General features: G+C 61.3%; 23 protein-coding genes. 14 read left to right on the top strand and 9 right to left on the bottom strand.

Annotated elements, in window-relative coordinates:
• Positions 1-43 precede the first annotated feature (43 nt).
• Both rsgA and aroA read right to left on the bottom strand, forming a co-directional pair.
• Positions 44-1129 (bottom strand): ribosome small subunit-dependent GTPase A, encoded by a 1086-nt coding sequence (gene rsgA, locus CKV89_RS09420; RefSeq protein ID WP_084440830.1) that lies wholly within the window; start codon positions 1127-1129, stop codon positions 44-46.
• Positions 1126-2451 carry a 3-phosphoshikimate 1-carboxyvinyltransferase gene (gene aroA / locus CKV89_RS09415; RefSeq protein ID WP_231935377.1) on the bottom strand — a complete coding sequence of 442 codons (1326 nt, stop codon included), beginning with the start codon at positions 2449-2451 and terminating at the stop codon, positions 1126-1128. Before aroA ends, rsgA begins: the two co-directional genes overlap by 4 nt.
• A 169-nt stretch (positions 2452-2620) precedes the next feature.
• On the opposite strand from aroA, the gene CKV89_RS09410 reads away from it, so the two are divergent.
• The 3 genes from CKV89_RS09410 (at position 2621) to rsrA (ending at position 4603) form a co-directional block, all read left to right on the top strand.
• Positions 2621-3415, top strand: a complete 795-nt coding sequence (locus CKV89_RS09410; RefSeq protein ID WP_028326452.1) for an SOS response-associated peptidase — start codon at positions 2621-2623, stop codon at positions 3413-3415.
• A 313-nt stretch (positions 3416-3728) separates the two neighbouring features.
• Positions 3729-4346, top strand: coding sequence for a sigma-70 family RNA polymerase sigma factor (locus CKV89_RS09405; protein WP_051277356.1), 618 nt, complete (start codon positions 3729-3731; stop codon positions 4344-4346).
• A complete protein-coding gene (gene rsrA / locus CKV89_RS09400; protein WP_084440828.1) occupies positions 4343-4603 on the top strand; it encodes a mycothiol system anti-sigma-R factor in 261 nt (86 codons plus the stop codon). Before CKV89_RS09405 ends, rsrA begins: the two co-directional genes overlap by 4 nt.
• A 99-nt stretch (positions 4604-4702) precedes the next feature.
• Here rsrA and CKV89_RS12725 read toward each other — a convergent pair whose 3' ends face one another.
• Complete coding sequence (locus CKV89_RS12725; protein WP_371667504.1) at positions 4703-4777, bottom strand: 50S ribosomal protein bL37; 75 nt, start codon at positions 4775-4777, stop codon at positions 4703-4705.
• A gap of 1048 nt (positions 4778-5825) precedes the next feature.
• Here CKV89_RS12725 and CKV89_RS09395 point away from each other — a divergent pair.
• From CKV89_RS09395 to thrC, 4 genes are all read left to right on the top strand, one after another.
• The gene (locus CKV89_RS09395) at positions 5826-7355 is read left to right on the top strand and encodes an HD-GYP domain-containing protein (protein ID WP_028326450.1); all 1530 of its coding nucleotides are present in this window, start codon (positions 5826-5828) and stop codon (positions 7353-7355) included.
• Positions 7352-8722, top strand: a complete 1371-nt coding sequence (locus tag CKV89_RS09390; protein WP_051277128.1) for an HD domain-containing phosphohydrolase — start codon at positions 7352-7354, stop codon at positions 8720-8722. The genes CKV89_RS09395 and CKV89_RS09390 overlap by 4 nt, the downstream gene beginning before the upstream one ends.
• A gap of 49 nt (positions 8723-8771) precedes the next feature.
• Entirely contained in the window at positions 8772-10085 is a 1314-nt protein-coding gene (locus tag CKV89_RS09385) for a nucleotide sugar dehydrogenase (protein WP_028326449.1), read from the top strand.
• A gap of 115 nt (positions 10086-10200) precedes the next feature.
• Complete coding sequence (thrC, locus tag CKV89_RS09380) at positions 10201-11646, top strand: threonine synthase (RefSeq protein WP_028326448.1); 1446 nt, start codon at positions 10201-10203, stop codon at positions 11644-11646.
• 52 nt (positions 11647-11698) lie between these two features.
• On the opposite strand, the gene CKV89_RS09375 is transcribed toward thrC, so the two are convergent.
• Positions 11699-12259, bottom strand: coding sequence for a manganese efflux pump MntP (locus CKV89_RS09375; protein WP_028326447.1), 561 nt, complete (start codon positions 12257-12259; stop codon positions 11699-11701).
• 266 nt (positions 12260-12525) lie between these two features.
• A complete protein-coding gene (locus CKV89_RS09370) occupies positions 12526-13095 on the bottom strand; it encodes a TIGR01440 family protein (protein WP_084440827.1) in 570 nt (189 codons plus the stop codon).
• Between the two features lie 90 nt (positions 13096-13185).
• Here CKV89_RS09370 and CKV89_RS09365 point away from each other — a divergent pair, with 90 nt between their 5' ends.
• A complete protein-coding gene (locus tag CKV89_RS09365) occupies positions 13186-13626 on the top strand; it encodes a hypothetical protein (RefSeq protein ID WP_154657561.1) in 441 nt (146 codons plus the stop codon).
• Positions 13627-13647: 21 nt separating this feature from the next.
• On the opposite strand, the gene wecB is transcribed toward CKV89_RS09365, so the two are convergent.
• The gene (gene wecB, locus CKV89_RS09360; RefSeq protein ID WP_028326444.1) at positions 13648-14727 is read right to left on the bottom strand and encodes a non-hydrolyzing UDP-N-acetylglucosamine 2-epimerase; all 1080 of its coding nucleotides are present in this window, start codon (positions 14725-14727) and stop codon (positions 13648-13650) included.
• 262 nt (positions 14728-14989) lie between these two features.
• On the opposite strand from wecB, the gene CKV89_RS09355 reads away from it, so the two are divergent.
• The 6 genes from CKV89_RS09355 to cobM all read left to right on the top strand — a co-directional run bounded on the left by CKV89_RS09355 (position 14990) and on the right by cobM (position 22585).
• Entirely contained in the window at positions 14990-16090 is a 1101-nt protein-coding gene (locus CKV89_RS09355) for a DegT/DnrJ/EryC1/StrS family aminotransferase (RefSeq protein WP_028326443.1), read from the top strand.
• Between the two features lie 2 nt (positions 16091-16092).
• The gene (locus tag CKV89_RS09350; RefSeq protein ID WP_028326442.1) at positions 16093-17079 is read left to right on the top strand and encodes a Gfo/Idh/MocA family protein; all 987 of its coding nucleotides are present in this window, start codon (positions 16093-16095) and stop codon (positions 17077-17079) included.
• A 190-nt stretch (positions 17080-17269) separates the two neighbouring features.
• Complete coding sequence (locus tag CKV89_RS12560; RefSeq protein WP_034400397.1) at positions 17270-18766, top strand: peptidoglycan-binding domain-containing protein; 1497 nt, start codon at positions 17270-17272, stop codon at positions 18764-18766.
• A 229-nt stretch (positions 18767-18995) separates the two neighbouring features.
• Entirely contained in the window at positions 18996-20303 is a 1308-nt protein-coding gene (cbiE, locus tag CKV89_RS12555) for a precorrin-6y C5,15-methyltransferase (decarboxylating) subunit CbiE (RefSeq protein WP_051277125.1), read from the top strand.
• Complete coding sequence (locus tag CKV89_RS09335) at positions 20300-21769, top strand: cobalt-precorrin-6A reductase (protein WP_084440826.1); 1470 nt, start codon at positions 20300-20302, stop codon at positions 21767-21769. Before cbiE ends, CKV89_RS09335 begins: the two co-directional genes overlap by 4 nt.
• A gap of 27 nt (positions 21770-21796) precedes the next feature.
• Positions 21797-22585, top strand: a complete 789-nt coding sequence (cobM, locus tag CKV89_RS09330; protein WP_028326441.1) for a precorrin-4 C(11)-methyltransferase — start codon at positions 21797-21799, stop codon at positions 22583-22585.
• A gap of 26 nt (positions 22586-22611) precedes the next feature.
• Here the strand turns inward: cobM and CKV89_RS09325 are convergent, their stop codons facing one another.
• Genes CKV89_RS09325 through CKV89_RS09315 form a run of 3 tightly spaced genes read right to left on the bottom strand, consistent with a single transcriptional unit; the run spans position 22612 to position 26162 of the window.
• A complete protein-coding gene (locus CKV89_RS09325) occupies positions 22612-24186 on the bottom strand; it encodes a precorrin-2 C(20)-methyltransferase (RefSeq protein ID WP_028326440.1) in 1575 nt (524 codons plus the stop codon).
• 48 nt (positions 24187-24234) lie between these two features.
• Positions 24235-24879: a precorrin-8X methylmutase gene (locus CKV89_RS09320; RefSeq protein WP_028326439.1), complete on the bottom strand. Its 645-nt coding sequence runs from the start codon at positions 24877-24879 to the stop codon at positions 24235-24237.
• Positions 24876-26162 carry a hypothetical protein gene (locus CKV89_RS09315; protein ID WP_051277123.1) on the bottom strand — a complete coding sequence of 429 codons (1287 nt, stop codon included), beginning with the start codon at positions 26160-26162 and terminating at the stop codon, positions 24876-24878. The genes CKV89_RS09320 and CKV89_RS09315 overlap by 4 nt, the downstream gene beginning before the upstream one ends.
• Between the last annotated feature and the right edge of the window lie 175 nt (positions 26163-26337).

Raw genomic sequence — 26337 nt, 5'->3', positions numbered from 1 at the left:
GTGGGGAATCGGTGTCGATGCGCCGCTGTGGCAGCTGCTGTTGCTACGGGCGGGGCGTGCTTTCGGCAGGTGGATCACTCTCGCCACGCCGTGCCCGCAAAAGCCGCCGCACAGAATCCAAACGCGCTTCCAAGGATGCGTGATGTTCTGGATTGGGATGGTTGGCCACATACTCATCCAAGGCACAGTCAGGCTCATCATGACTACAGCCACGTGGGCAACCGTCGGTGCCAGGTTCAAGATCGGGAAAATGACCAATGATCTGTTCGGGGTGCACATGCGCTAAACCAAACGACCGGATCCCCGGGGTGTCGACAATCCAGCCATCATCATCAGGTAGCGGCGCCGCGATAGCTGACGTGGAGGTATGACGACCACGCCCGGTGACCTCATTGACATGACCAGTGGTGCGCCCCAAACCGGGAACCAATGCGTTGACAAGAGTGGATTTACCCACCCCCGAGTGCCCCACAAGCACGCTGGCATGCCCAGCTAGACGATGCCGGATGGCTTCGACTGCTGCTGGGTCCAAAGCACAGGCATCGCTTGAGGTGGGGGAGGAGTCGCTACGTCCGCTGGTGATGACATCAACATCCAGGGCAGCGAACGAGGCGAGAAAATCACTCGGATCGGCCAAGTCCGTTTTTGTCACCACAAGAATGGGGTGAATGCCCGCATCGTAGGCCGCTACCAGGCATCGATCGATGAGCCGGTGGCGTGGCTCGGGGTCAGCGATAGCGGTAACGATTACCATGATGTCCACGTTGGCGACGATGATGCGCTCGACGGGGTCAGTGTCATCAGCAGTGCGGCGCAACAAAGTACGACGAGGTTCGGCACGCACGATCCGCGCCAGAGTTCCCTCGGCACCGCTGACATCACCAACCAGCGCAACCTCATCACCCACCACGACAGAATGACGCCCCAGCTCACGAGCTTTCATCGCTGTGACTGTCACGCCATCCAAAATGCAGGTGAAACGGCCGCGATCAACCCGCACGACACGTGCAATAACCGCATCAGCATGCTTGGGACGATTTTTAGTGCGAGGTCGAGTGCCTTTGCGGTTAGGCCGGATTCGCGCATGTGATTCGTCGTAGCGGTCATGAAGAGCTCGGCGAGAACTCATGAGGCCACAACCGTGCGCTCAACAGCAGCTTCAACACCGAGCATCCGCATCCACATATCTGGGAAACCCGGCAAAGTTTTACTGGTAGTGGCGATGTTTTCGACGCTGCTTCCTGGCGCCTTCAAAGCCAAGATCGCCGCGGCAGTCGCCATTCGATGATCGTGGTAAGTAGCGATCTGAGCCGGGCGCAGAGGAGAAGGCCGGATCACTAACCCATCATCAGTTTCGGTCACATCCCCACCAAGACGGTTGATCTCAGTGGCCAAAGCGGCCAACCGGTCAGTTTCATGGCCACGCAGATGGGCCACCCCACGCAGATGAGAGGGAGAGTGGGCACAGGCAGCAAGCGCCGCCACCGTAGGGGTGAGCTCACCAGCTTCAGAAAGATCTAGATCAAACCCCTCAAAGCCACTTTCAGCAGTAACAGTCAGGCCCGTGCGATCAAGCTCGACACGAGCACCCAACAAAGCCAAAATGTCGCGGATCCGATCCCCAGCCTGCGTGGTGTGCGCAGGCCAATCAGGAATATGCAGGCGGCCACCCAAGATCGGTACGGCGGCCAAAAATGCGGCCGCGTTGGACAAGTCAGGCTCCACAGTGACATCCAAAGGACGGATATCACCTGGCTCCACGACCCAACGATGAGGGGTTTCGTCATCGATCTCAACCCCTACATCACGCAACACCTCGATAGTCATATCGATGTGAGGCTGAGAGGGAAGAGCAGAACCGGTGTGCACTAGCTCCAGCCCATTACTGAAACGAGCACCCACAAGCAGCATCGCTGAAACGAACTGCGAGCTATGCGAAGCATCAATACGCAACGAGCCACCGGTGACAGTCCCGGACCCATGAACAGTGGCAGGTAGAAAACCACCAGCAGATTCGGTGCGAATACCCAGATCGGTAATGGCCTGAAGAACCGGGGCCATCGGCCGAACCCGGGCACCAGCATCCCCATCAAAACGCACCGGACCAGCAGCCAGCGTTGCCACCGCAGGCAAGAAACGCATAACAGTGCCAGCTAAGCCGCAATCGACCGTAGCGTTACCCCGCAAAGCGCCAGGTCGAACAAGCCAATCGCCACTGTCAGCGTCACCAAGATCAGTGATATCGGTCCCCATAGAGCGCAACCCCTGAGCCATCAATAACGTGTCACGAGAGTGCAAAGGGGCGCGCAGGCGTGACTCTCCATCAGCCAGTGCAGCCAAAACAAGGAACCGATTCGTCAGTGATTTACTGCCAGGAAGGCGCACCGTTGCGTCTAATGCAGTAGCGACGTCGGCTGCAGCAGGTGCTTTCCAAAGGTCGGTGGTGGGCACGATGGAGAAGATCACTCGCTTCCGTGTTTGCGTGGTGGTGTGATGCTGGACCAGACATGCCAATGACGCGGCCCACATGCCGACTCTAGTCCGGGCAGCTGTTCCCATGGCAGCTTGTTCAGCATGGAGGCAGGCGCGTCGTGGGCGACAACAACCAAGGAGGCAACACGTGTGCGGTAGATACGCCGCAACAGCAACAAATAGCGAACTGGTCACAACACTCAAAGCAGACGCCGACATGACAGGAGCGCCGGTACGAACCCTCCTGGCCTCACCCCAAGAACCACCTGCCGGCACCCCAGATGAAAATGTCGCGCCCACGAAAAACGCCCGCGTCGTCGTAGAACGTCTCCGGCGCACACAGACAGGCGAACCAATAGGCATAGAGCGCTCGCTGCGACTATTGACGTGGGGTTTAGTGCCCTCATGGTCAAAAGACCCACGCAACGCAGTCTCAATGATCAACGCGCGAGCCGAATCAGTACTGACAAAACCAGCTTTTCGGCAGGCAGTGCGCTCGCGACGATGTTTGGTGCCTGCTGATTGCTGGTACGAGTGGGGTGCAGCCCCTGCGGGGAGCAGGCAGCGCAAGCTGCTCTTTTCGATGCGCCGAGCCGATGGTGCGCCGTTGACTTTCGGGGGTTTTTTCGAGTTTTGGCGCGACCCCACAGTCAGGGAGCCGGGGCCGCTGGCATGGATTGCGTCGTTCTCGATCATTACGCATCCGGCGCAGGCAGAGGTGGAGCATGTGCATCCGCGTCAGCCGTTGGTCATCGAGCCGCAAGATTGGGATGCCTGGCTAGATCCGTGCCGCGATGATGCCCAGAGTGTGATGCCGTTGTTGTCGCCATCTTGCCAGGGGCGTTTTGTAGCTGAGCAGCTCTGCAGCGACCGAGGTGGCGGCAATGTGGGGGAGTCGAACTTGTTTGATTACATCGGCACAGGTCAGCTTGGGGCGGATTGATGCGCAGTGTGATGTGGGTGGGAATGTCAGCGCCACGTAGTGCGTTCTTGCCCGTGAGCAGTTGCCCACGGGCAGTTCTGTCTGGCTGATTCGGGGTCACCGTCCCTCGTACGCCGACACGCCACGTCGGGCGGGATAGGAGTCATACGTGTTGGTTCTTGCACCTAAGGCGGTTGATGGTGTCTCTACTGGGATGGATGCTCAAGGCGGAGATACCTCTGAGCGCCTACCCTGGACGTTGATGAACAGCGACGAGATACGCGATGGTGCGGCGGGTACTGAGATACTCGAGCCGTCGCTGACCGGTGAACCGATGTTTGATGAGACCATCGTCGATCCTTCCCAGGAGACGCACGATGAGCGGGTCCGTCGGTTTGAAACCGATGCCATGGTGTACCTGGATCAGATCTATAGCGGCGCGTTGCGGATGACTCGCAACCCCACGGATGCCGAAGATTTGGTTCAGGAAACGTTTGCGAAGGCTTTTGCTGCGTTTCACCAGTACAAGCCAGGAACTAACCTCAAAGCCTGGCTGTATCGAATTCTTACGAACACGTTTATCAATACCTACCGCAAGAAAAAGCGTCAGCCTCAGCAGTCCGATGCTGCTGATGTGGAGGACTATCAGCTTGCTCGTGCGGAGGCTCACTCTTCGCGCGGATTGCGTTCGGCTGAGGTGGAAGCGCTGGACCATTTGCCCGACAGTGATGTGACGCGGGCGTTGAGCCAGATCGGTGAAGACTTCCGTATCGCGGTGTATCTGGCAGATGTTGAAGGGTTCGCGTACAAAGAGATCGCCGAGATCATGGATACCCCTATTGGTACGGTCATGTCTCGGCTGCACCGGGGGCGGCGGGCGCTGCGGGATTTGCTCACTGATTACGCGGCTGAGCGTGGCTATGCCGGCACGGCCTCGGAGGTGGGGCAGTGAATGCTGATGGTCACAGTCCCGGAGGGTGTGAAGAATTCTATGCAGCGCTGACTGCATATCTTGATGGGGAGCTGACTGCCGCTGATTGTGAAGCGATCAAAGCCCATCTTGCTTCGTGCCGATCGTGCGCGCAGAACTATGAGCGTGATCTTGTTTTGAAGTCACTGATCCGGCGGTCTTGTCATTGTGAAGAAGCGCCCGAGTCGTTACGTGTTCAGATTCTTACCAGGATAAGTATGAGGACTTTTGAGCTCTGAGGTGATGTAGGTATTTCAGAGCCGGGTAAATGTGTGGGTGTCACTTCAATTGAAGTGACACCCACACATTTATGCACTCGCTGGCAGTGGCAGGTCTGCTCAGGCGTTGGGGCGGCGGCCGTGGTTGGCTGCGCTGCCCTTGCGGGAACGACGCTTGCGTGCGCGCTTGCTCATGATGATCTCCTCTATGTCTGGATGTGGCCGCATGCGGCCACATCGCTGAACCATCTGATTCTGTCACACGCTCTGGTAGGGGGCGATCTGGTGCCTTCTGGCGCCAGTTGGCCTGTTCTGGATGCTCAGTTGTCTCACGCCTCGGGCGTGGATGGGAAAGTTTCGGGATTGATTCCCGGTCGGTGGGGGACTGGGAGGCAGTTGGGGGAGTCGTTCAGTCGAGTGCTCTGTTGATGTAGCGCCTTGTGGTATCACCGGCACTTTCGCTGCGTTCTCGTGTTTTTTGGATTCTTCTCTATGTGAACGAACGCTTTGGACGATTGATCAAGACTATGTGCTCCTATCGCATTACATGAAGTTCTCGTGTTGTTTAGATAGGTCGTCCAAAGTGATCGACTGAATTAGTCGTGCTATACATTCTCTATAACTTAGTGTGCTTCGCCTCGGGGCGGACGAAAGATGAGGCATCGCTTGAGAAGTCAGGGATGCGACGGTGAACATGCTGGGGCGCCTAGCTGCTTCATCAGGGGAGGGTGCTATGGACAGCAAGCGTACGAGACTGTGAATCAACTGAATTCGCGTAGATAAATAATCTTCTTCACTCATTAATAATGAGTGAATTTTATTTTCCAAATAGTCGAACGACTGACTTGAATAAGTGATCTTCACTTATAGATAAATGTTTACTCAAGGGTGGTGAAGATGAAGGAGTCTTCATGGGAAGCCAAGGATATGCTGGCGGACATCGAAAGAATTCTTATCGCTATCCGTCCAAGTTGTTCGTACTTACTAGACGGGAAAGCGATAGGGAAACTTTGAATCGACCTATGGGGGGTCATCAAGGCATCCGACCGTCGCTTATCGGCAGGAGTGAGAAATGTTCATCAACACTCACGACACACAGCAGCCCTGCGGTGTTGTCTACTGGAGCCCACGGCCCAAAAAATGAAATACATGGCCGCGGCCACAGCCATGGCCGCATCACGCTGAGGGGAGCGGGCGTGGCCCTGCTCAGGCCATTACCGCCCCACACCCCCGCGGAGACAGCGTGAGCATCCGACCCCACCGACTCAACCAACCCGGATCGTTCACCGACGACACCGAGCTGTGGGGATCAATGCACAGCTCAAGCCAACAACCCAGCTCACGCGTACGCGCAATCTCCCTCACCGCTGCCGTAATGAACATCATCCTGGCAGCCTTCCTGGCAACACAGGCCACTCTGCTGCACCACCACGGCACGCAGCTCATCTCCTCCTTTGAACCCTTCCTCGGCCTCCTCGCCCTGGGAGTTCTAGCCGACGGACTACGCGAACGCTCACATGACGAAGAAGTCGAACTTTCCTTCACCGCCATGATTCTCCTCGGGGCCATTCCCCTCACCGGCCCCGTCCCAGCCACCATCTTGGGCCCGCTCATCATGCTGCTCAGCCCACTGGCATCCAACCTCGTTCGCCGGATGCGTGGCGCCGGAGCCCTCCCCAACCGCACCGCCCTGACCTTCTTCGTCAACGCATCCATGATGGCGCTGGTCACCAGCGCTGCCGCCTTGACCTACGCCCTCTTTGGTGGCACGCACATCGGCACTGGTCCCTGGACCCCCACCCTGCTCTTCACCAAAATCGGCATCCCACTCATCTTCGCCGACCTCATATTCATCGTCCTCAACAGCATCCTTGTAGCAGCCCTCATCGCCCTCGAAAGCCGCCAACGCCTGCGCCACTTCGTCACGGGAGCCATGACCGTTTTCGCCGTGCTCTGCCTGGGGTACGGCATTACCGCATTCGTTTTCGTTGTGCTCTGGGCACCGGTAGGACTAGGCCCGCTAGCCCTCGTCCTCATCCTTGCCCCTCTCATGATGTCCCGCTGGTCCTACCTCGAATACGTCGAAGAACGCGACATCCACCACCGACTCATCCAAGCCCTAGCCGGAGCAGGCGAACTACGATCCGGAACACTAGACCGCCCCTACCGCCTCGCCCGCGTCTGCACCGCCACCGGCAGCGCCATGGGCCTATCTGGACGCGACCAAGACATCCTCCGCGAAGCCGCCACCCTGCATGACGTCGGCATCCTGTCCATCCCGTGGAACACCCTCGACACCCGCCCCGAAGACCTCACCGACGAACAACTTGACCACATCGCTGGCCACACCCGCATATCCGCCGACATCATCACCGACATCGACTTCCTCGAAGACTGCGCCGAAGCCGTCCTGCACCACCACGAACGCTACGACGGCCGCGGATATCCCAGTCGCCTGGCCGGAGACGAAATCCCCCTCGCCTCACGCATCATCGCCGCCGCCGACATCGCCGAATCCCTTGGCACCACCCTCAAAGCCACCGCCGAAGACCGCGAAAACCTCATCACCGGACTACGCAACCACGCCGGCAGCACCCTGGATCCCATCGTCGTTGACGCTCTCATCCGCGAACTGCGCTCAAGCCGCGGCCCCGACCTCCTAGCTGACCTGACCAACCACCCCGCCGCCAGTCACCACCGACACACCTCACCTCAACACTCCCACCAATTCGCCCACCGAAAACATCACGGCACCAAGGAAGCCACCTCATGACCATCCCTGGCATCCTCGCCTACCTGGCTGTCCTGACGATCGCTGAAGCCTTTCGACTGCGCATCCGCGGACGATTCGAAACCGCACCTACAGCACACGCCGTCGGCCTAGCCCTAGCCGTCTCAGTAACCACACCCCAAGGCCCTATCCAACTCACCGCAACACACATCGCGGCACTAGTACTGATCTCACAACTGCTAGCAATCCCCTTCCTATGGGTCACCCGCGCCCGCGGCGAGCGCCACGAACTCCTCGCCGACAGTGCACTACGCCTCTTCACCGTCACCGCCGTAGCAATCCTCGTGCGTGAACTGCCACTCTTACACGGCAATCACGTCGTCGACATGACCCTCACCTGGCCCGGATGGCGCCGCGCCATCGTTCTCATGAGCGCCATCGGATTCATCCTCAGCATCGAAGCCCCCTTCCGTGTCTGGCTCTACCACCGACTCATGCGCGTCGACGCTCTTAACAGCCACACCAGCGACGCCCGTATCCCACTGGCCCTTTCCGTCGTCGTCGTCGCCAGCAGCGCCAGCCTGGCCCTAGCCCAAGAAGCAATCGGCCTAGCCGCACTACCGCTAGGACTGGTGCCCCTCGTGGCCACCCAAATCGCCGTACTCCACCAGGCCCGCGTCCACCGCGCCCAGCGACAAAGCGTCCGTGCCCTATCCAAACTTCCCGAAATTGCCGGACTGCTACCCCGCGGCCACGGCACCTCCGTAGCCCGCCTATCAGTGGCCATCGCCCAAGAAATGGGACTGACCGCCCGCGAAATCAGCCACCTAGAAACCGCAGCGCTCCTCCACGACCTAGGGCAAGTAGTCCTGCGACGCCCCATCCCCTCCGGAGCCACCGTCCTGGCCGCCCCAGCCGATCAAGAACACCTCGCCGCCACCGGAGCCTCTATCGTCGACCACATCGGCCGCCTCAACGCCGTCACCGACACCCTCGCCGCCCAAGCCGTCCCCTACTACCAACTCGTCCAAAACCGCGCCCGCATCCCACAAACATCACGTGTCCTCAAAGTCGCTAACGCCTACGTCGACTACGTCGGCGGCACCCTCGCCGACGCTGACAACGACGCCCACAACGAAGCCATGGAACGCATCTACCTCGGTCTGGGCTACGAGTACGACCCCAAAGCAGTCGCCGCCCTCGAAACCGTCCTAGACCGCAGCGGATACGGCACCCAACCCATCAACCACAGCAACACCCACACTCCCACCAACACGGAACCAAAACACCCCTCTAAGATCAGAGGAGTGACCAGGGCCAGACGCGGACGCGCACCACACGCACGCCGCCACTCCCACACCGACCACGACCACGTCGCAACCGGCAACGGAGCAGCCCACCGAGACTGACGCACCAGCGCAGCCCGGACGGACCACCAACAGCAAAGGCAGGCAACACGTGAAGATCACCGTCGTCGGACTCGGCAAAATCGGGCTTCCGCTGGCAGTCCAATTCGCCTCCAAAGGCCACTTCGTACACGGCGCCGACACCAACCCCACCGTTGTCGACCTCGTCAACGCAGGAACCGAACCCTTCCCCGGCGAAGCCCACCTCGACGAAAAACTTGCCGAAGCAGTCAAGGCCGGAAACATCCGCGCCACCACCGACACCGCTGCCGCCGTCGCTGACTCTGATGCCGTCGTCGTTGTCGTCCCCCTGTTCGTTGACAACGACGGACAACCCGACTTCGGGTGGATGGAATCAGCCACCGCCGACATTGCCCGCGGCCTACGCAAAGAAAACAACACCCTCGTCATCTACGAAACCACCCTGCCCGTAGGCACCAGCCGCGGCAAGTGGAAACCCCAGCTCGAAGCAGGTTCTGGCCTGACCGAAGGCAGCGACTTCCACCTCGTCTTCAGCCCCGAGCGAGTCCTCACCGGCCGGGTCTTCGCCGACCTGCGCAAATACCCCAAACTCGTCGGAGGCCTCGACGGCCTGGGAGGCGCTGGAGCCCGCCGCGCCATCGAGTTCTACAACGCTGTCCTCGACTTCGATGAGCGCCCCGACCTCGAACGCGGCAACGGCGTCTGGGACCTAGGCTCGGCAGAAGCAGCAGAACTCGCCAAACTCGCCGAAACGACCTACCGCGACGTCAACATCGGCCTGGCCAACCAGTTCGGCAAATTCGCCGCCTCCCACGGCATCGACATCTACCAAGTCATCGAAGCCTCCAACAGCCAGCCCTACAGCCACATCCACTCACCCGGAATCGCTGTCGGCGGACACTGCATCCCCGTCTACCCCCGCCTCTACCTCTACACCGACCCCGACGCCACCGTCGTGCGCGCTGCCCGCGAAACCAACAAAGGCATGCCCGTCTACACCGTCGGCCTCGCCAAAGGTGCACACGGTGACCTTTCAGGCGCCACCGTCGTTGTGCTCGGTGCCTCCTACCGCGGCGGCGTCAAAGAAACAGCCTTCTCCGGCGTATTCGACACCGTCGAAGCCCTACGCGCCGAAGGCGCCACCGTCGTGGTCCACGACCCCATGTACACCGACGAAGAACTCGCCGCCTACGGCTGGACCCCCTACACACTTGGTGCCAGCAACGTCGACGTCGCGATCCTGCAGGCCAACCACGCCGAATACGCACAGCTCACCACGCGTGACCTGCCCGGCGTGAAAACCGTCATCGACGGCCGCTGCTGGCTCAACGCCGACAACTTCACGGACGTTACCTTCCGCACCGTCGGCCGCGCCGCCGAATAAAACACCTGCACTGAGCCCTCGTCACTGCACGCAGCGACGAGGGCTCAGTGCTACCCACCACGTGCCACCACACAACCGATACCGCCACCAACCCCCATTTTCGTAGTCTGGTCACGTGCGCTATCTCTCCACACGTGACCCCAACGGCGTCGCCGACCAAACCTTCTGCGACATTCTGCTCGCCGGGCTCGCTCCAGACGGCGGCCTCTACCTGCCCGAGCGCTACCCCCACATCGACAAAAGCACGCGGGCGCAGTGGAGAACACTCCTGACCACCCAAGGCTACGCAGCACTGGCACACGCCGTCACCAGCCTATTCATCGACGACATCCCTAGCGAGGACCTGCGCGGCATCTGCGAACGTGCCTATAGCAGCGAAAAATTCACCGACCCACGCATCGTGCCCGTCTCACAACTCGCAGAAGGTATCCACCTTCTGCACCTGAGCAACGGCCCCACCGCCGCGTTCAAAGACATGGCAATGCAACTGCTCGGCGAACTCTTCGAATACGAACTGCACCGCCGCCAAACCCACATCACCATCCTCGGAGCCACCAGCGGAGACACAGGCAGCTCAGCCGAATACGCCATGCTCGGCAAAGACCGAGTACGTGTCTTCATGCTCAGCCCTGCCGGGCGCATGACCCCCTTCCAACAAGCCCAAATGTTCTCCATCAACGACCCCGCCGTCGTCAACATCGCCGTGGCGGGCGTATTCGACGACTGCCAAGACATCGTCAAAGCAGTTAACGCCGACACCAACTTCAAACGCACCCATAACATCGGCGCCGTCAACTCAATCAACTGGGCCCGCCTACTCGCCCAAGTCGTCTACTACATCGCCGGATGGCTCTACGCCACCACAGACAATGACGAGCCCGTCTCCTTCGTGGTCCCCACCGGCAATTTCGGCAACATCGTCGCCGGCCACATCGCCAAACAGATGGGAATTCCCATCGCCTCCCTGGTCTGCGCCACCAACGAAAACGACGTACTTGCCGAATTCTTCACCACCGGCACATACCGAATCCGCGGGGCGGCAGAAACACACGCAACATCCAGTCCATCCATGGACATCAGCAAAGCCAGCAACTTCGAACGCTTCGTCTTTGACCTTCTGGACCGCGACGGCGCCCGCACCGCCCAACTGTTCGGGCCCACCCTCGCCACAGAAAAAGAATTCACCCTCGCCAACGAAAAAAACTGGCCCTACGTGGCACAACGCTACGGATTCCGCACCGGTACCTCCAGCCACACTGACCGCCTTGCCATCATTGCCAGCGTGTACGCCAACGACGGCATCCTCATCGACCCCCACACCGCCGACGGCATCAAAGTCGCCCGCGACCGACTCGCTGAGGCAAGTATCACCCTGCCCGTCCTCGTCGCTGAAACAGCACTACCCGTCAAATTCGCCGAAACCATCACCGAAGCAATAGGGGAACCCCCACCTCTGCCGGAACGGTTCGCCCACCTACGAAACAGCGAACACCACGTCATCCAGGTACCCAACGACGCCGACGCAGTCAAAAAAATCATCACCGAACACACCCAGTACTAAGCAACAAAAGGGTGGGGGCAAAGGAAAACCCTTTGCCCCCACCCTTTTACCCTCAGGCAGCTAAGTGCTCCCACAAAGCCAACACACCAAGACCGATAAGAATCGCTCCACCCAACAACTCAGCCGGCGTGCCCCAACGGTTCCCGATCTTTTGACCAACAAGCATCCCCGCAGCGCTGATAAGAAACGTCACCAACCCCACAATCGCCACCGTGACAAACACATCTACCTTCATGAACGCCAACCCAACACCGATGACAAGAGCATCAATGCTGGTAGCCACCCCCAACACAAGCAACGAACGCAGCGTAAGGCGATCCGAAAAACCATCCTCATCACCGCCACGCAGCGCACCCCACATCATGTGAGCACCGATAACACCCAGCAGCACGAACGCAATCCAATGATCCACCGCCTCGATGTACGGCGCGAAAGAGGCACCAAGAAACCAGCCCAATAACGGCATCGCCGCCTGAAACGCCCCAAACGTCACAGCGACAGCCAACACAGCACGTATATCCACACGAGGCAGAGTCAGCCCCTTACCAAGAGCAACAGCGAAGGCGTCAGCAGAAACACCAAACGCCACAAGAAACATAGTGACCACAGACATCCGGGCGAGTGACCTTTCGTCACGGGTGCCCGAAGTAAGCAGATACGACACTTCGACACCCTGGCGGTGTCGAAGGTCTCGTTCATCCACCTGCTGGATGGTGCGCCGGGCGGTTCATTCCCCGCCAGTATGTCGACGCTAAGCCCCACGCCAGCATGAGCCAGCGATCGGAACTACTCCCCTTCGTGCTCGCAAGGCTACCCGAGAACCGCCACGCCCCAACGACAAACAAACAACAAACCCACCCAGATCACAGCCGCGCACCATCAACGCTGATACTGAGCCCGCTGTCCGCCAATAAGCTTGGGTCGATAACGAACCGCCGTCACCCGCGCGCCCCCCACCTGCCGCGCCGCCAACCTCACCGGCACCTGCACATGCCGCACATGCATCGCCACCTCGGTATCACCAATATCAAGTCCAGCATCAACCACCACATGCTCCACCATCACCGGATCCCGCGCCGCATCAAACGCAGCCACACACACCGAACCACCCGCATGCAACGCCGGAACCACACTCACCACCTCCAACCGCTGCGCCAACGCATACTCACGCTCCACCACCAACGCCCGATTAATGTGCTCACAGCCCTGCACCGCCAACCACACCCCACGCTCCAACACACACCGCCGAACCCCCGCAACCACCGCCACCCCGACCTGTTCGCTGCCGAACGTGCCAATCCGCTCCCCACGAATCTCACTACTACTGCACCCCAACACCACCGACCCCCCAGCCGGCACAGCAGCAACCTCAAGAAGCTCCCGCATCGCCTGCTCAGCCACAGCACTGATGTCGGACAACGTGAAATCAGCATCAAGAGTCAGGTCCATGCCCTCATCCTGCCCTGCGCGAAGCAAATGCGTACCACTATCTCCGCCGCGTTTACTTATTTATGTCCGCGCAGCTGAGAGAATCTACAAATGCGATTCTTTGTGGCCTGCGTGATTCGTTCCATCGTTGTAATAGTGGCGCTGCACGGAATCTCCATCTACTACTCATCAAGTGAGCATGTAGTAGGAGTCGACGTCGGAGCCATCTTGGCAGCCTCCCTGCTCACCATGGCAATAGCGTTCCTGTGGTCCGGGATCGATGGATACAGAAAAAGTTTCGGCCGTGTCGCACTGTTGTGGTGCGCAGTAGCTCTCCTGTCATCAATCGTCGTGGGAATAACCGTCGACGGATGGTCCGGTGGGGCGCTACGCCCACGCGTGGAAAACATCGCCGACGTCGCGCCATTTTTCCTCATCCTCATCACCCCGCCATCAATGCTAGGAGCAGGAGTCGGATCGGTCATCGCATCACTACGCAAACGCTCCACCAGCTCTGATACACAACAAAGGGGCCCGTATCAAGAAATCTGACACGAGCCCCCGCCTCAAAGATCAGCGAGCGCGTTCAGCCAAAACAGCCGCGACCTTCTCTGAAGCGTGCCCATCACCGTACGGCGCGCCCTGCTCCCCAGCAGGGGCCTGCCGCACCGCCACATCACGCAACTGAGCCAGATCGTTATCGAGAATGTTCCAGCCGCCCTCCAACGTCTCTACCCATTCAGTCTCCGGACGGATCGTTGTGCACGGCGTCTGCAACAAGAACGCTTCCTTCTGCAAACCACCCGAATCCGTCACTACACCAGCAGCGCCCATCACCGCACGCACCATCTGCGGGTACGCCAGCGGAGAAGCGCCATGCAAATTCCCACCAAAAAGATCAATACCGTGAGCTTGAGCCTTAGCCACCAGCCGCGGATGCGCCAGCAACAACACCTGCGTAGGCAAATCACGGAAAGCCGCGATGATCTCACCCAAACGCTGCGGAGTATCCGTGTTATCCGGGCGGTGAATCGTCGCCAACACAAACGGCTTGTCCGGATCGAAACGCTCATCAACATCAGCAGGCAACTGCAGAGGCCCGGACCCCACACCATCACGCACCGTGAAACACACATCGGTCATCACATCGCCCACCAGCACGGACTTATCTGCCAAGCCCTCACGCTCCAAGTGATCCATACCTACCTGAGTAGGGGAGAGCAGCAAATCCGACGCATGATCGGTCAACACCCGGTTGTGCTCCTCAGGCATCCGCCGATTAAAACTGCGCAACCCCGCTTCCAAATGCGCAACAGGTAGATGCTGCTTCACCGCTGCCAAAGCAGCAGCGATAGTCGAGTTCGTGTCCCCGTAAACCAAAGTCCAATCCGGCTTGTGCTCCAACAACACCGGCTCAATCTGCTCAAGCATCCGGCCCGTCTGCGCCCCATGGTTGCCTGACCCCACACCCAAATGAACATCCGGCGCCGGAATGTGCAGATCATCGAAGAAAACATCACTCAACATGGCGTCGTAATGCTGTCCTGTGTGAACAATCACATGCTCGATGTTCCCGGCCGCAGCAAATGCCCGCGACACCGGCGCCAACTTCACAAACTGCGGTCTTGCCCCGACGACACTGAGGACCTTCACGATGGTGAACCCTTTCTGCTGTTTGGCGCCACGGTAGTGTGGCCTTAGGTGACGGCCCAAGCGGACGGCACCTCGCTCCTACCGCACCACGCACACAGCGAAACGCGGAAGGAACGAAACGATAAACCGAACAATCTACCGGCGGCGCGAAGCCAAAGTGACCCACGTCCACACGGTCGTCCGGAACACGCCTGAAGAATCAGTGCAGACAGGGCGGCCACACGTGGGGCCGCCGGAAACACGCTTCACGAAGGGGCCTTACGTGACCGAGTTCATTCCTCCGGCAAAGCCGCTGATCGGCGATGAGGAGCGCGCTGCCGTCGATGCAGTGATGCGCAGCGGCATGCTGGCCCAAGGGCCGCAGGTAAAGGCATTCGAAGAGGAGTTCTCCGAGCACTTCGGTCTCGGACGTGCATGCGTGGCCGTGAACTCCGGCACCTCTGGCCTCCACCTCGGACTCCTCGCAGCAGGTGTAGGCCCCGGCGACGAGGTGATCGTCCCCTCCTTCACCTTCGCCGCCACCGCCAACTCCGTGGCCCTGACTGGAGCCACCCCCGTCTTCGCCGACATCGAACCAGGAAGCTTCTGCCTCAGCGCTGAGTCGGTTGAATCAGCCATCACCGACAAAACCGTCGGCATCATGCCCGTCCACCTGTACGGCCACCCCGCCGACATGGTCGCTCTTCAAGCCGTCGCCGACAAACACGGCATCAAAATCTTCGAAGACGCAGCCCAAGCCCACGGCGCATCCCTCCACGGCACCCCCGTAGGCGCGTTCGGCGCATTCGCGATGTTCTCGCTTTACCCCACCAAGAACATGACCTCCGGCGAAGGCGGCATGGTCTCAGCGGCCGACGAAAACATCGAGCACAACCTTCGCCTCTACCGCAACCAAGGAATGCTGCAGCAGTACCACAACGAAGTCGTCGGCATGAACTACCGCATGACCGACATCCACGCAGCCATCGGCCGTGTCCAGCTCACCAAAGTCGACGCCTGGACCAAAACCCGCCAGGAAAACGCCGCATTCCTCTCCAGCAACCTCCGCGGAGTCACCCCGCCACCAGTTGCCGAAGGCGCCGTGCACGTTTACCACCAGTACACGATCCGCATTCCCGAAGGCCGCGACGAATTCGCCCAAGCCCTCAAAGACGAATACAGCATCAGCTCAGGCATGTTCTACCCCGTGCCCAACCACCGCCTCAAACCATTCGCTGCAGCAGGTCGCACCGCAGGCGACCTGGTTGAAACCGAACGCGCCGCCAAAGAATGCCTCTCCCTGCCCGTCCACCCCAGCGTGGATCGCGCCGGACTTGAGCGCATCGTCACCGCAGTCAACACCCTCGCCAAGGCAGGTGCATGAACATGGCAAACCTCCGCGCAGGCCTCATCGGCCTCGGAATGATGGGCCGCCACCACGGCCGCGTCCTGGCTGGGCTTGACGGCGTCGACCTCGTCGCCGTCGCCGATCCCAACGGTGACCCCCACGACATCGCCCAAGGACGCCCCCTCGTCAACAGCATCGAGGAACTCATCGCCCACAACCTCGACTACTGCATGGTCGCGGTCCCCACCGTCTACCACCTAGAAATCGGGCTCGCCCTGGCCGAAGCTGGGGTCCACGCCCTCATCGAAAAACCCCTCGCCCAAGACACCGCCTCGGCACAAAAGCTCGTCGACGCATTCGACAAAGCAGGACTCATCGGCGCCACCGGACATATCGAGCGCTACAACCCCGCCCTGCAACAAGCCAAAGCCCGCATCGAAGCAGGCGACCTCGGCGACGTGTACCAAATCGTCACCCGCCGCCAAGGCCCTTTCCCCGCCCGCATCGCCGATGTCGGTGTCGTCAAAGACCTCGGCACCCACGACATCGACCTCACCAGCTGGCTGCGCTCCAGCGCCTACACCTCCGTTGGCGCCCGCACCGCCTTCCGCTCCGGACGCGAATACGAAGACATGGTTCTCATGAACGGTCTACTCGCCGACGGAACCATCACCCAACACACCGTGAACTGGCTCTCACCATTCAAAGAACGAGTCACCTTCATCACCGGCGAAAAAGGTGCCTTCATCGCCGACACCCTCACCGCCGAACTGGCCTTCCATGCCAACGGCAACGTCACCTCCGAATGGCAAGGCCTAGCCCAATTCAAAGGTGTCTCCGAAGGCGACTACACCCGATTCGCAATCTCCAAACGAGAACCACTCCTCGTCGAGCACGAAAACTTCCGCGACGCAGTCCTAGGTAAAGACGCCGACATCGTCACCCTCGAACAAGGCATGCGTAACGTCAAAGTCGCCGAAGCAGCCATCGAATCAGCCAAAACAGGTCAAACCATCGACCTCTAACCCACAACAGGGCTAAGCAACACGCCCCCAACGCAATTACAGGGCCGGCACCGATCACCATGATCAGTGCCGGCCCTCCTGCACCCCAGCAGCCCTTACACACCCTCCAGCGCAGCCGATAGGTGGACACCACCGCCCGCCGCGCCTCGTCCTGAACACCCGAGCGAGACGCCCGCCCGCCCGGAGAATCATGCGCACCACACTCGCCCTAGCCCTAGCAGCCGCCCTCATCACCACCCCCATCCCCGCCACCGCCACCCACGGCGACCACACCGGCAACCCCGACACCTACGCAGGCACCCCCGTGCCACCACCACACACCCCCACCGGCGCGCACACCCCCATCACCACCACGAAAAACACCCAAATCATCAACCCAACCAGCTCCGTCCCCCTCCCAGACGCCATCGATATTCAACCCAGCTACATCCCCCAAATCTCCTGCGACCCCATCGACCGCCCAGGAACCCTCGCCCTAGGCAACCTCCTCGTTAACACCTACAAAACCGGCTACGTCGGCTACTCCCGCTTCTGCTCCGAAGGCGGAACCAGCGAACACTACGACGGACGCGCCCTGGACTGGATGCTCGATGCCACCAACCCCACCCAAAAAACCATCGGCGACACCGCAGCAGCCTGGCTCACCGCTAACAACGGCGAAAACGCCCGCCGCCTAGGCATCCAATACATCATCTGGAACGCCACCATGTGGCGCGCATACGCCCCCGAACGCGGCTGGGCCACCTACACCGGACCAAACCCCCACACCGACCACATCCACATCTCCCTCACCTGGGACGGAGCCAACCGGCGCACCAGCTGGTGGACCGGAACCGCCATCACCAGCCTGGACCTGGGCCCCTGCCGAGCAACCACAGGGAACCCCTGGGCCCTCCTTTACACCGGCAAACGCACCACCCCCTGCCCAACCCCAACCCCCGGGCCCAGCACCACCAAAACCACCTGGGTCCCCGGCAACACCAGCCCCCAAATCGCCGAAGCCCAAAAACTCCTCGGCATCACCGCCGACGGCAAATTCGGCTACGGCACCCGCAACGCCGTCATCGCCTACCAAAAACGCAGCTCAATCCCCACCACTGGAGTCCTAGACCAATCCACTTGGGCCGCCCTGGACCCCACCTCGCTCACCACCACACCCACGCCAACCCCGGAGCCAACGCCAGCACCAGCGCCTACACCAGCGCCTACACCAGCACCAGCACCAACGCCCTCGCCATCGCCCAGTCGAACCCCCATCACCATCAACACCCCCGCCACCGCCTACCGCACCACCACCCTGCGCCCAGGCTCACGCGGCCCCGCCGTCAAAGCACTCCAAACCCTCCTACGCATCCCCACCACCAGCACATACGACCCACGAACCACCAACGCAGTCAAAACCCTCCAAAAAAAGTGGAAACTCCCCACCACCGGAACCACCAACCTCAAAACCTGGAACCGTGCCGAACTCAACCGCTACCCCTGGCTCCCATACGCAGGCACCACCCTGCGCCCAGGCTCACGCGGCCCCGCCGTCAAAGCACTCCAAACCCTCCTACGCATCCCCACCGACGGCATCTTCGGCCCCGCAACCCGCAACGCCCTCACCGCCACCCAAAAGAAACTCCGCACCCCCCAAACCGGTATTACCGACCCCACAACCTGGAAGGCATTCATACGCCTCTAAACCCCAGGTAAGGTCAAACACGTAACCACCCACCCGAACACCACCCCTACACCACACACCACTGACACACACCAAAAAAATACGATGGCCCCGGTGGGGGGGACCGGGGCCATCGAAGGTCGTCCAACCGGGGGGAGGTTGGCCAACCACAAACAACTCTACGGACCTATCACCAGATTCCCACCCAACATACGGATGGCGTCGGTACGTATTAGGTCAAGGAATAGTCATGGACACCACAAACCATCAACACAACACACACCCCATCACCCTCATCGGAATCGGCGCCGACGGATGGGACAGCCTCACCCCCCACGCACAACACACCCTCCACACAGCCACCACCATCATCGGCGCCCCCCGCCAACTCGACCTCCTCCCCACCACCATCACCGCCCAACGCATCCCCTGGGGCAAACCCCTACGCCCCTCCATCCGCCCCCTCATCCGGCAACACGCCCCCAACAACAACCTCACCATCCTCGCCAGCGGCGACCCCTGGCACTACGGCATCGGCCACGCCCTCACCGAAGAACTCACCCACGAAACCCACGACACCGGCACCCACTACCCCCTCACCACCATCCCCACCACCTCATCCATGGCACTCGCCTGCGCCCGCATGCAATGGCCCGCCGAAACCGTCACCATCATCACCACCGTCGGCCGCGATACCCACACCCTCAACCGCCACCTACACCCCAACACCCGCATCCTCACACTCATCCCACGCGGCACCACCATCATCGACCTCGCAAAACACCTCACCAACCACGGCTACCACAACGCCGAACTGACCCTCCTCAGCGACCTAGGCACCCCCAACGAAACCCACACCACCGCCACCGCCACCACCTGGACCACCCACCACACCAACCTACCCACCCTCGCCATCGCCGCCATCAACACCAACACCCCCATCACCAACCCCAACCCACGCCACCCCGGACTCGTTCCAGGCCTACCCGACGAAACCTTCACCACCGACGGCCAACTCACCAAATGGGAAACCCGCGCCATCACCCTCGCCGCCCTGGCCCCACGCCCCCACGAACTCCTCTGGGACATCGGCAGCGGCACCGGAACCATCGCCCTCGAATGGTGCCTAACCCACCCCACCACCCACGCCATCTCCATCGAAACCCGCCCCGACCGCACCGCCAACATCACCACCAACGCCCACAACCTCGGCGTCAACACCACCCTGCAAACCATCACCGGCCACGCACCCGAAGCACTCCACGACCTACCCCAACCCAACGCCATCTTCATCGGCGGCGGCGCAACCACCCCCCAACTCCTCGAAACATGCTGGAACGCCCTCCCACCCGGAGGCCGCATCGTCGCCAACGCAGTCACCATCGAAACCGAAAACCGCCTCATCACCGCCCGCACCACCTGGGGCGGCGAACTAGGCCACATCCAAATCAGCCGCGCACAACCCATCGGCACCTACACCTCATGGACCCCAGCACGACCCGTCACCCAATGGCGAGCACGCAAACCCCACCTCATCAACGAAGGAACAACCCGATGAGCGCCCCCCACCTCCTCCTCCTCGGCGGAACCACCGAATCCCGCCTCCTCGCCAACGAACTCGCCGACGCATTCCCCGGCTGGCACATCACCAACTCACTCGCCGGCCGCACCCACACCACCCCCAACCTCCCCGGCGACACCCGCATCGGAGGATTCGGCGGCCCCGAAAACATGGCCACCTGGCTACGCGAAAACGAAATCAGCGCCATCATCGACGCAACCCACCCCTTCGCCAACACCATCACCACCAACACCATCACCGCAGCCCGCACCGCCATCCCCGGACACGAAATCCCCTACCTACGCCTCCAACGCCTCCAATGGGAACCCCAACCCGGCGACACCTGGCACACCGCAACCACCCCCACCGACGCCGCCCAACACATCGACACACTCGGCACCCGCGCCCTCATCACCACCGGACGCCGCGACCTCGCCGCATTCACACACGTCAAAGCCCACTGCCTCATCCGCACCATCGAACCCCCCACCCAAATCCTCCCCGCCAGCCACGAACTCATCCTCGACCGCGGCCCCTACACCCTCGAGGGCGAAACCACCCTCATCAACAACCACCACATCGACGTCCTCGTAACCAAAAACTCCGGAGGCGCCGCCACCGCCCCCAAACTCCAAGCCGCCCGCAACGCCGGCATCCCCGTCATCATGATCCAACGCCCCACCCTCCCCGACGACATCGACATCGCCGAATCCCTCCCCGAATCCCTCCTCTGGCTCGCCCGCCTCAACGCCCGCCCCACCACCCACCAACAACCCCCCACCCCCACAACAACCACCAACACACACAGCCCCACCGCACACACCATCCACCAACTCCAATGGCCCTGGACCGGCGCCCTCGACGACGTCACCCACGCCCTGGACAACCACCAACCAGTCGACCTCGACAACCCCACCAACTGGCCCCTACCCCCACTGGGCGACACCCTCGCCACCAACCATCAACACATCGCAGCACGACTCATCGTTACCGACATTGACCCCCTCGCCGCCATGCAATTCGGTACCGACACCCCCACCCTCATCCTCACCCCACCCAGCCTCATCATCGGCATCGGTGGTGGCAGCGGCATCAACGCCCGCGACATCCTCAAACACCTGCGCGAAATCATGACCGCCAACCTCCTGGCCTCCGGCGCCATCGCCACCCTCGTCAGCATCGACCGCAATGGAAAATACGGACTCCTCACCGAAACCGCACTCCTACTCGAACACCTCGAAAAAACCCATCGCCACGAAATCGGCGTCAAGGTCTACGACTCCCACACTCTCGCCCAACACAACACCCCCAACCCCAACCCCCACGTCGCAGACCTCACCGGAACCCCCTCCGTCGCAGAAGCCGCCGTCCTCGCCGCCGGCGCCCGCCTCATCATCGGCAAACACATCGCCAATCACGCACACGGGTCCAGCACCATCGCCATCGGCCGTATCACCCCATAACCTCATACCCCTCACGAAAGGACCACCATGACTGTCCACTTCATCGGAGCAGGCCCCGGCGCCGCCGACCTCATCACCCTTCGCGGCCTACGCATCATCCAAAACAGCCACGTTTGCCTCTATGCAGGAACCCTTATCCCCGAAGAACTCCTCGAACACTGCCCTGATGGCGCTCGACTCATCGACACCTCCACCCTCGACCTCGAGGGAATCATCAACGAATGCCAAAAAGCGCACGCCGAAGGCCACGATGTTGCCCGCCTAGCCTCCGGTGATCTATCCGTCTACTCCGCTGTTGCTGAGCAAATCCGACGACTCCAAGCTGTCGGCATCGACTACACAATGACCCCCGGTGTCCCAGCCTTCGCAGCAGCAGCCGCCAGCCTCGGACACGAACTCACCGTGCCCGAAGTCGGGCAAACCGTCATTCTCACCCGCATCTCACGCAGCGCCACCGCCATGCCACCAGGAGAGAACCTCGCCACTCTAGGGGCAAGCCGAGCCCTTCTTGTCCTGCACCTGGCCACCGCGCACATCGACGATGTCGTCGCTGAACTGCTTCCCAACTACGGACCAGACTGCCCCGCCGCCGTCGTTGCCCTCGCTAGCCGACCCGATGAAATTGTGCTGCGTGGCCAACTGGACAACATCGCTGCCGCAACAAAAGAAGCCGGTATCCGTCGAACGGCAGTAATCCTGGTCGGACAAGCCCTCGGCGCTAAAGAATTCCCAGACAGTCACCTGTACTCGATGGCGTGTGCTGCTGAGCGACGCACTGAAGGAGTCCCTGCTCCTATAACGGGGCTGCCTCGGTAAAGATCACCTGGGCAGCCCCGCTATGGTCACTGTTGCGGATAAGTGCGGGGGGTCCAGAGCACGTGCTGAGTGCCGTCCCCGCACACTGCGCCGGTGCTCCTGTCCCCAGAAGCCATACGCGTGCTTAAACGTGTCTGGGTTGATCCAATAATGAGTGCGGTGCGCATGTCTACGGTGTCTGGGTCAAGGTCGCCCAACGTTGTGACTGTGACTTTTTCAGACTCAGACCCCACCGCTCGGGCAACAACGACGGGGGTCGTTTCGGCTCGGAAAGTACGTAGGTCATCGATAACGGAGCGCAGCTGCCAGGTACGTTCTTTGCTTGCTGGGTTGTATAGAGCAATAACAAGGTCCGCTTGCGCAGCTGCTCGGACTCGCTCACGGATCACCTCAAACGGTTTGAGCCGGTCAGACAATGAGATGGTCGCGAAGTCGTGGCCAATAGGGGCACCGACGGTTGCAGCCACGGCCGCCGCAGCAGTGATTCCAGGAAGAATCCGCACGGGGATGTGGCGATAGCGTTCTTGATCGGCCGCCTCGAGAACAGCGGTAGCCATCGCGAAGATACCTGCGTCACCTGAAGAGACGACGGCGACTCGGTGGCCACGTAGCGCTAGGTCCAGGGCGAACTCTGCGCGCTCTAGCTCGACTTTGTTGTCAGATAGGTGCCGGGTAAGGCCAGGGCGTTCGGGGACGCGTTTGACATATGTGGTGTAACCGATGATGTCAGTGGCTTGGGCTAGCGCCGCTGTGACTTGGGGGGAGCGCCACATTGCCCCTGCAGGTCCTAAGCCACAGACGTCTACGTACCCAGTACAAGAGCTTTCCTTCTGGCTGGGAGGTGTGGGGGCAGGCATCCAGTCGGCTGTTCCGATACGGCTGGGAATAACAGCCAGGGAGAAGTAGGGAACGTTGTTGGGGTTGACATCTGCTAGAGGCGTGACGACTTCGCGTTCGTCGTGGCTGACGCGTTCGACGTACCAAGCCTCATGAAGACGCCCGGCCGTGGTGAGAGCTTGTCGTACGGAGGTGAAGGTACGGCCCAGTTTCATGATGACTGCGCAGTCGGCGGTGGCTAGGCGGGCGGCGAGCTCGTCTGTGGGTAGGGTGCCGGGCAGGATGGTGAGTGTTTCGGTGGCTTCGACGAGGGGGCGTCCAAGGGCAGTAGATACAGCTGTCATGGAGCTGATGCCGGGGATGACCTGGGTGGGGTAGGTGTGTGCCAGGCGTTCGTGTAGGTGTTGGAAGGAGCTGTAGAGGAAGGGGTCTCCTTCGGCGAGGACGGCGACTGTGCGTCCGGCGTCGAGGTGGGTGGCGATGAGGTGGGTGGCTTCGGTGTAGAAGTCGTTGATTGCTCCGGTGTATCCGCCGGGGTGGTTGGTGGTGCCAGTTGTGATGGGGTAGGTGAGGGGGAGTTCGATGTGGTGGGGGTGGATATGGTCTGCGGCGGTGGCGCGGGCGTTGGAGGAGCCTGGTTTGGCTTCGTGGTAGGCGATGACGTCGGCGTTTTCGATGGCTCGGGCGGCTTTGATGGTGAGTAGTTCGGGGTCGCCGGGGCCTACTCCTACGCCGATGAGTTTTCCGGGGGCGGCCTGGTTCATGTGATGTCTTTCTGCGGTGGAGGTAGGGGGGTGGTTTGGGATGGTTGGTTATTCGGCGCTACTGGCGAGGGCGTTAAGGGCGCCGCAGGTGATGGCGCTGCCGCCGCGGCGGCCGCGGACGATGATGTGGGGAAGGTTGAGGGGGTCGTTGTGGAGGGCTTCTTTGGATTCGATGGCGCCGACGAATCCGACGGGAATGCCCAGGATGAGGGCGGGGCGCCAGGGGTTGGTGTGGAGGAGGTTGAGGAGGTGGAAGAGTGCGGTGGGGGCGTTGCCGATAGCGATGACTGCGCCGTCAATGCGTTCGCCCCATAGGTGGATGCCTGCGGCGGTGCGGGTGGTTTCGAGGGTGGCGGCTAGTTCGGGGACGCGTTCGTCGTGGAGGGTGCAGATGATGTCGTTGTTGGCGGGCAGTCGGCGGCGGGTGATGCCGCTGGCGACCATGTGGGTGTCGGTGAGGATGGGGGCGCCGTTGTTGAGGGCGGTGATGCCTTCGTGGGCGGCGTTGGGGGAGAAGATGATGTCGTCGATGAGGTCGGTGGATCCGCAGGAGTGGATCATGCGGACGGCGACGCGTTCTTCTTCGGGGGTGAGGTGGGTGAGGTCGGTTTCGGCGCGGATGGTGGCGAAGGATTCGCGGTAGATGTTGGCGCCGTTGGTTTCGTAGGTGTAGGGGGTTTGGGGGGTGGTCATGGGGTGATTTCCTGTCGTCGGTTGGTGATGTCGGTAGTGAGATTCACGTCGGTGACGGGGTGTTGGTTGGTGGCGGGGTGTCCGGGTGTGTCGGTGTTGACTAGGGCGGTGGTCCATCCGGTTTCGGTGGCGAGGACTTGGACGTGGTCGGTGGTGGGGCGGCCGCAGCGTCGTGGGCAGGCTGACCAGTGCACGGGAGTGTTGTTGTTGCTGGGGGTGTGGTGGGTGACTGCTGCGTATTGGACGTCGGCGAGGGCTGAGGTGCAGCCGGGTAGGCCGGTGCATGTGGTGACGTGGGCGAGGGGTGCGTGGGGGTCGGTGATGAGTCCGAGGGTGGATAGGTGGGTGAGTGCGGTTGTTGCGTGGTGGTGGGTGAGGTTGGCGATGAGGATGGTTCGGGCTGGGGTGGTGCGGATGAGGTTGTCGCCGTGTTCGGCGAGGTCGGCGAAGTGTTGCCAGGTCTCGGCGGGGGCTGCGGCTAAGGGGAGTCGGGTGGCGATGGTGTAGGTGGTGTTGGTGGGGTGGGGGATGAGTCCTAGGGGTGGTGGGGTGGCGTGCAGGGTGGGGGTGTGGGGGGTGTGGGGGGTGAGGAGGTGGCTGATGGTGTTGCGGATGTTGGTGATGAGGGAGGGGGTGTCGGGGTGGTCGGTGAGGCGCCAGCCGCGTTGGTCGTGGGTGTGTGCGGTGGCTAGGTGGGTGTGTGCGGCCAGGGTGAGTGCGGTGGGGGCGTTGGTTCGGTGGGTGACTCCCAGGGTGGCGCCGGCGGCGGTGATGGTCCAGTGGTCGTTGTTGTTGGCGGTGATGGCTAGGTCGGGTTCGAGGGCGAGGGCGTCGCCGCGGCCGTCGTCGATGCCGAAGAGGAATCGTCCGCTTAGTTGCGCGAGTTCGGGGTCGCTGATGAGGGCGTTGTCGAGGGCGTGGAGCAGGTCGGTGAGGGTTGTTCCGGTGGTGTTTCCGTGTTCGTCGAGCCCAGCGGTGGGGGTGGTGACGATGTTGCGGATGCGTTCGTGGGCGGGGGAGGGCAGGAGCCCGGCGGCGGTGAGGCAGGTGCCGAGGTCGGTTTCGGATCCGGTGGGGATGCCGCGGATTTCAGCGTTGCCGCGGGCGGTGAGGCGGATGTGGCCGTCGCCGAGGGTGGTGGCCAGGTGGGCGAGGGTGCGGGTGGCGTGGGGGGTGAGGAGTCCGCCGGGGATGCGGATGCGGGCGAGGTCGCCGTCGGCGGCGTGGTGGAGTCGGAGTGCACCGGGGCAGCGGTCGCCGGTGGGGGTGGTGGGCGCGGTCATGGGAAAAACCCTACTCGGGGAGGGGGGTTTAGTTATTGGTTGGTTGTGTGTTAAGGCGCAGGTGGCGCTGTGGGGGTGTCCTCTTTCACAGGGCGGGGGGTGTTGTGTTCGTTACCTGGTGTGGCGTTGTTTGGTCTGGTTCTGGGGGAGTGTGGGGTGGGGGCTATTTTGGTTG

This window comes from Dermatophilus congolensis (assembly GCF_900187045.1).
Taxonomy (GTDB): domain Bacteria; phylum Actinomycetota; class Actinomycetes; order Actinomycetales; family Dermatophilaceae; genus Dermatophilus; species Dermatophilus congolensis.
Note: the sequence above shows the minus strand (reverse complement) of the source record. Positions and strands in the feature narration are given on the sequence as shown.

Excerpts from the sequence above, each read along its gene's own strand:
- CKV89_RS09375 (WP_028326447.1), bottom strand. The coding sequence starts at position 12,259 with ATGTCTGTGGTCACTATGTTTCTTGTGGCGTTTGGTGTTTCTGCTGAC.
- rsgA (WP_084440830.1), bottom strand. The coding sequence starts at position 1,129 with ATGAGTTCTCGCCGAGCTCTTCATGACCGCTACGACGAATCACATGCG.
- CKV89_RS09320 (WP_028326439.1), bottom strand. The coding sequence starts at position 24,879 with ATGACCACCCCCCAAACCCCCTACACCTACGAAACCAACGGCGCCAAC.
- CKV89_RS09325 (WP_028326440.1), bottom strand. The coding sequence starts at position 24,186 with ATGAACCAGGCCGCCCCCGGAAAACTCATCGGCGTAGGAGTAGGCCCC.
- CKV89_RS09315 (WP_051277123.1), bottom strand. The coding sequence starts at position 26,162 with ATGACCGCGCCCACCACCCCCACCGGCGACCGCTGCCCCGGTGCACTC.
- CKV89_RS12560 (WP_034400397.1), top strand. The coding sequence starts at position 17,270 with ATGCGCACCACACTCGCCCTAGCCCTAGCAGCCGCCCTCATCACCACC.
- cobM (WP_028326441.1), top strand. The coding sequence starts at position 21,797 with ATGACTGTCCACTTCATCGGAGCAGGCCCCGGCGCCGCCGACCTCATC.
- cbiE (WP_051277125.1), top strand. The coding sequence starts at position 18,996 with ATGGACACCACAAACCATCAACACAACACACACCCCATCACCCTCATC.
- CKV89_RS09350 (WP_028326442.1), top strand. The coding sequence starts at position 16,093 with ATGGCAAACCTCCGCGCAGGCCTCATCGGCCTCGGAATGATGGGCCGC.
- CKV89_RS09365 (WP_154657561.1), top strand. The coding sequence starts at position 13,186 with ATGCGATTCTTTGTGGCCTGCGTGATTCGTTCCATCGTTGTAATAGTG.
- CKV89_RS09335 (WP_084440826.1), top strand. The coding sequence starts at position 20,300 with ATGAGCGCCCCCCACCTCCTCCTCCTCGGCGGAACCACCGAATCCCGC.
- CKV89_RS09390 (WP_051277128.1), top strand. The coding sequence starts at position 7,352 with ATGACCATCCCTGGCATCCTCGCCTACCTGGCTGTCCTGACGATCGCT.
- CKV89_RS09370 (WP_084440827.1), bottom strand. The coding sequence starts at position 13,095 with ATGGACCTGACTCTTGATGCTGATTTCACGTTGTCCGACATCAGTGCT.
- CKV89_RS09405 (WP_051277356.1), top strand. The coding sequence starts at position 3,729 with ATGTTTGATGAGACCATCGTCGATCCTTCCCAGGAGACGCACGATGAG.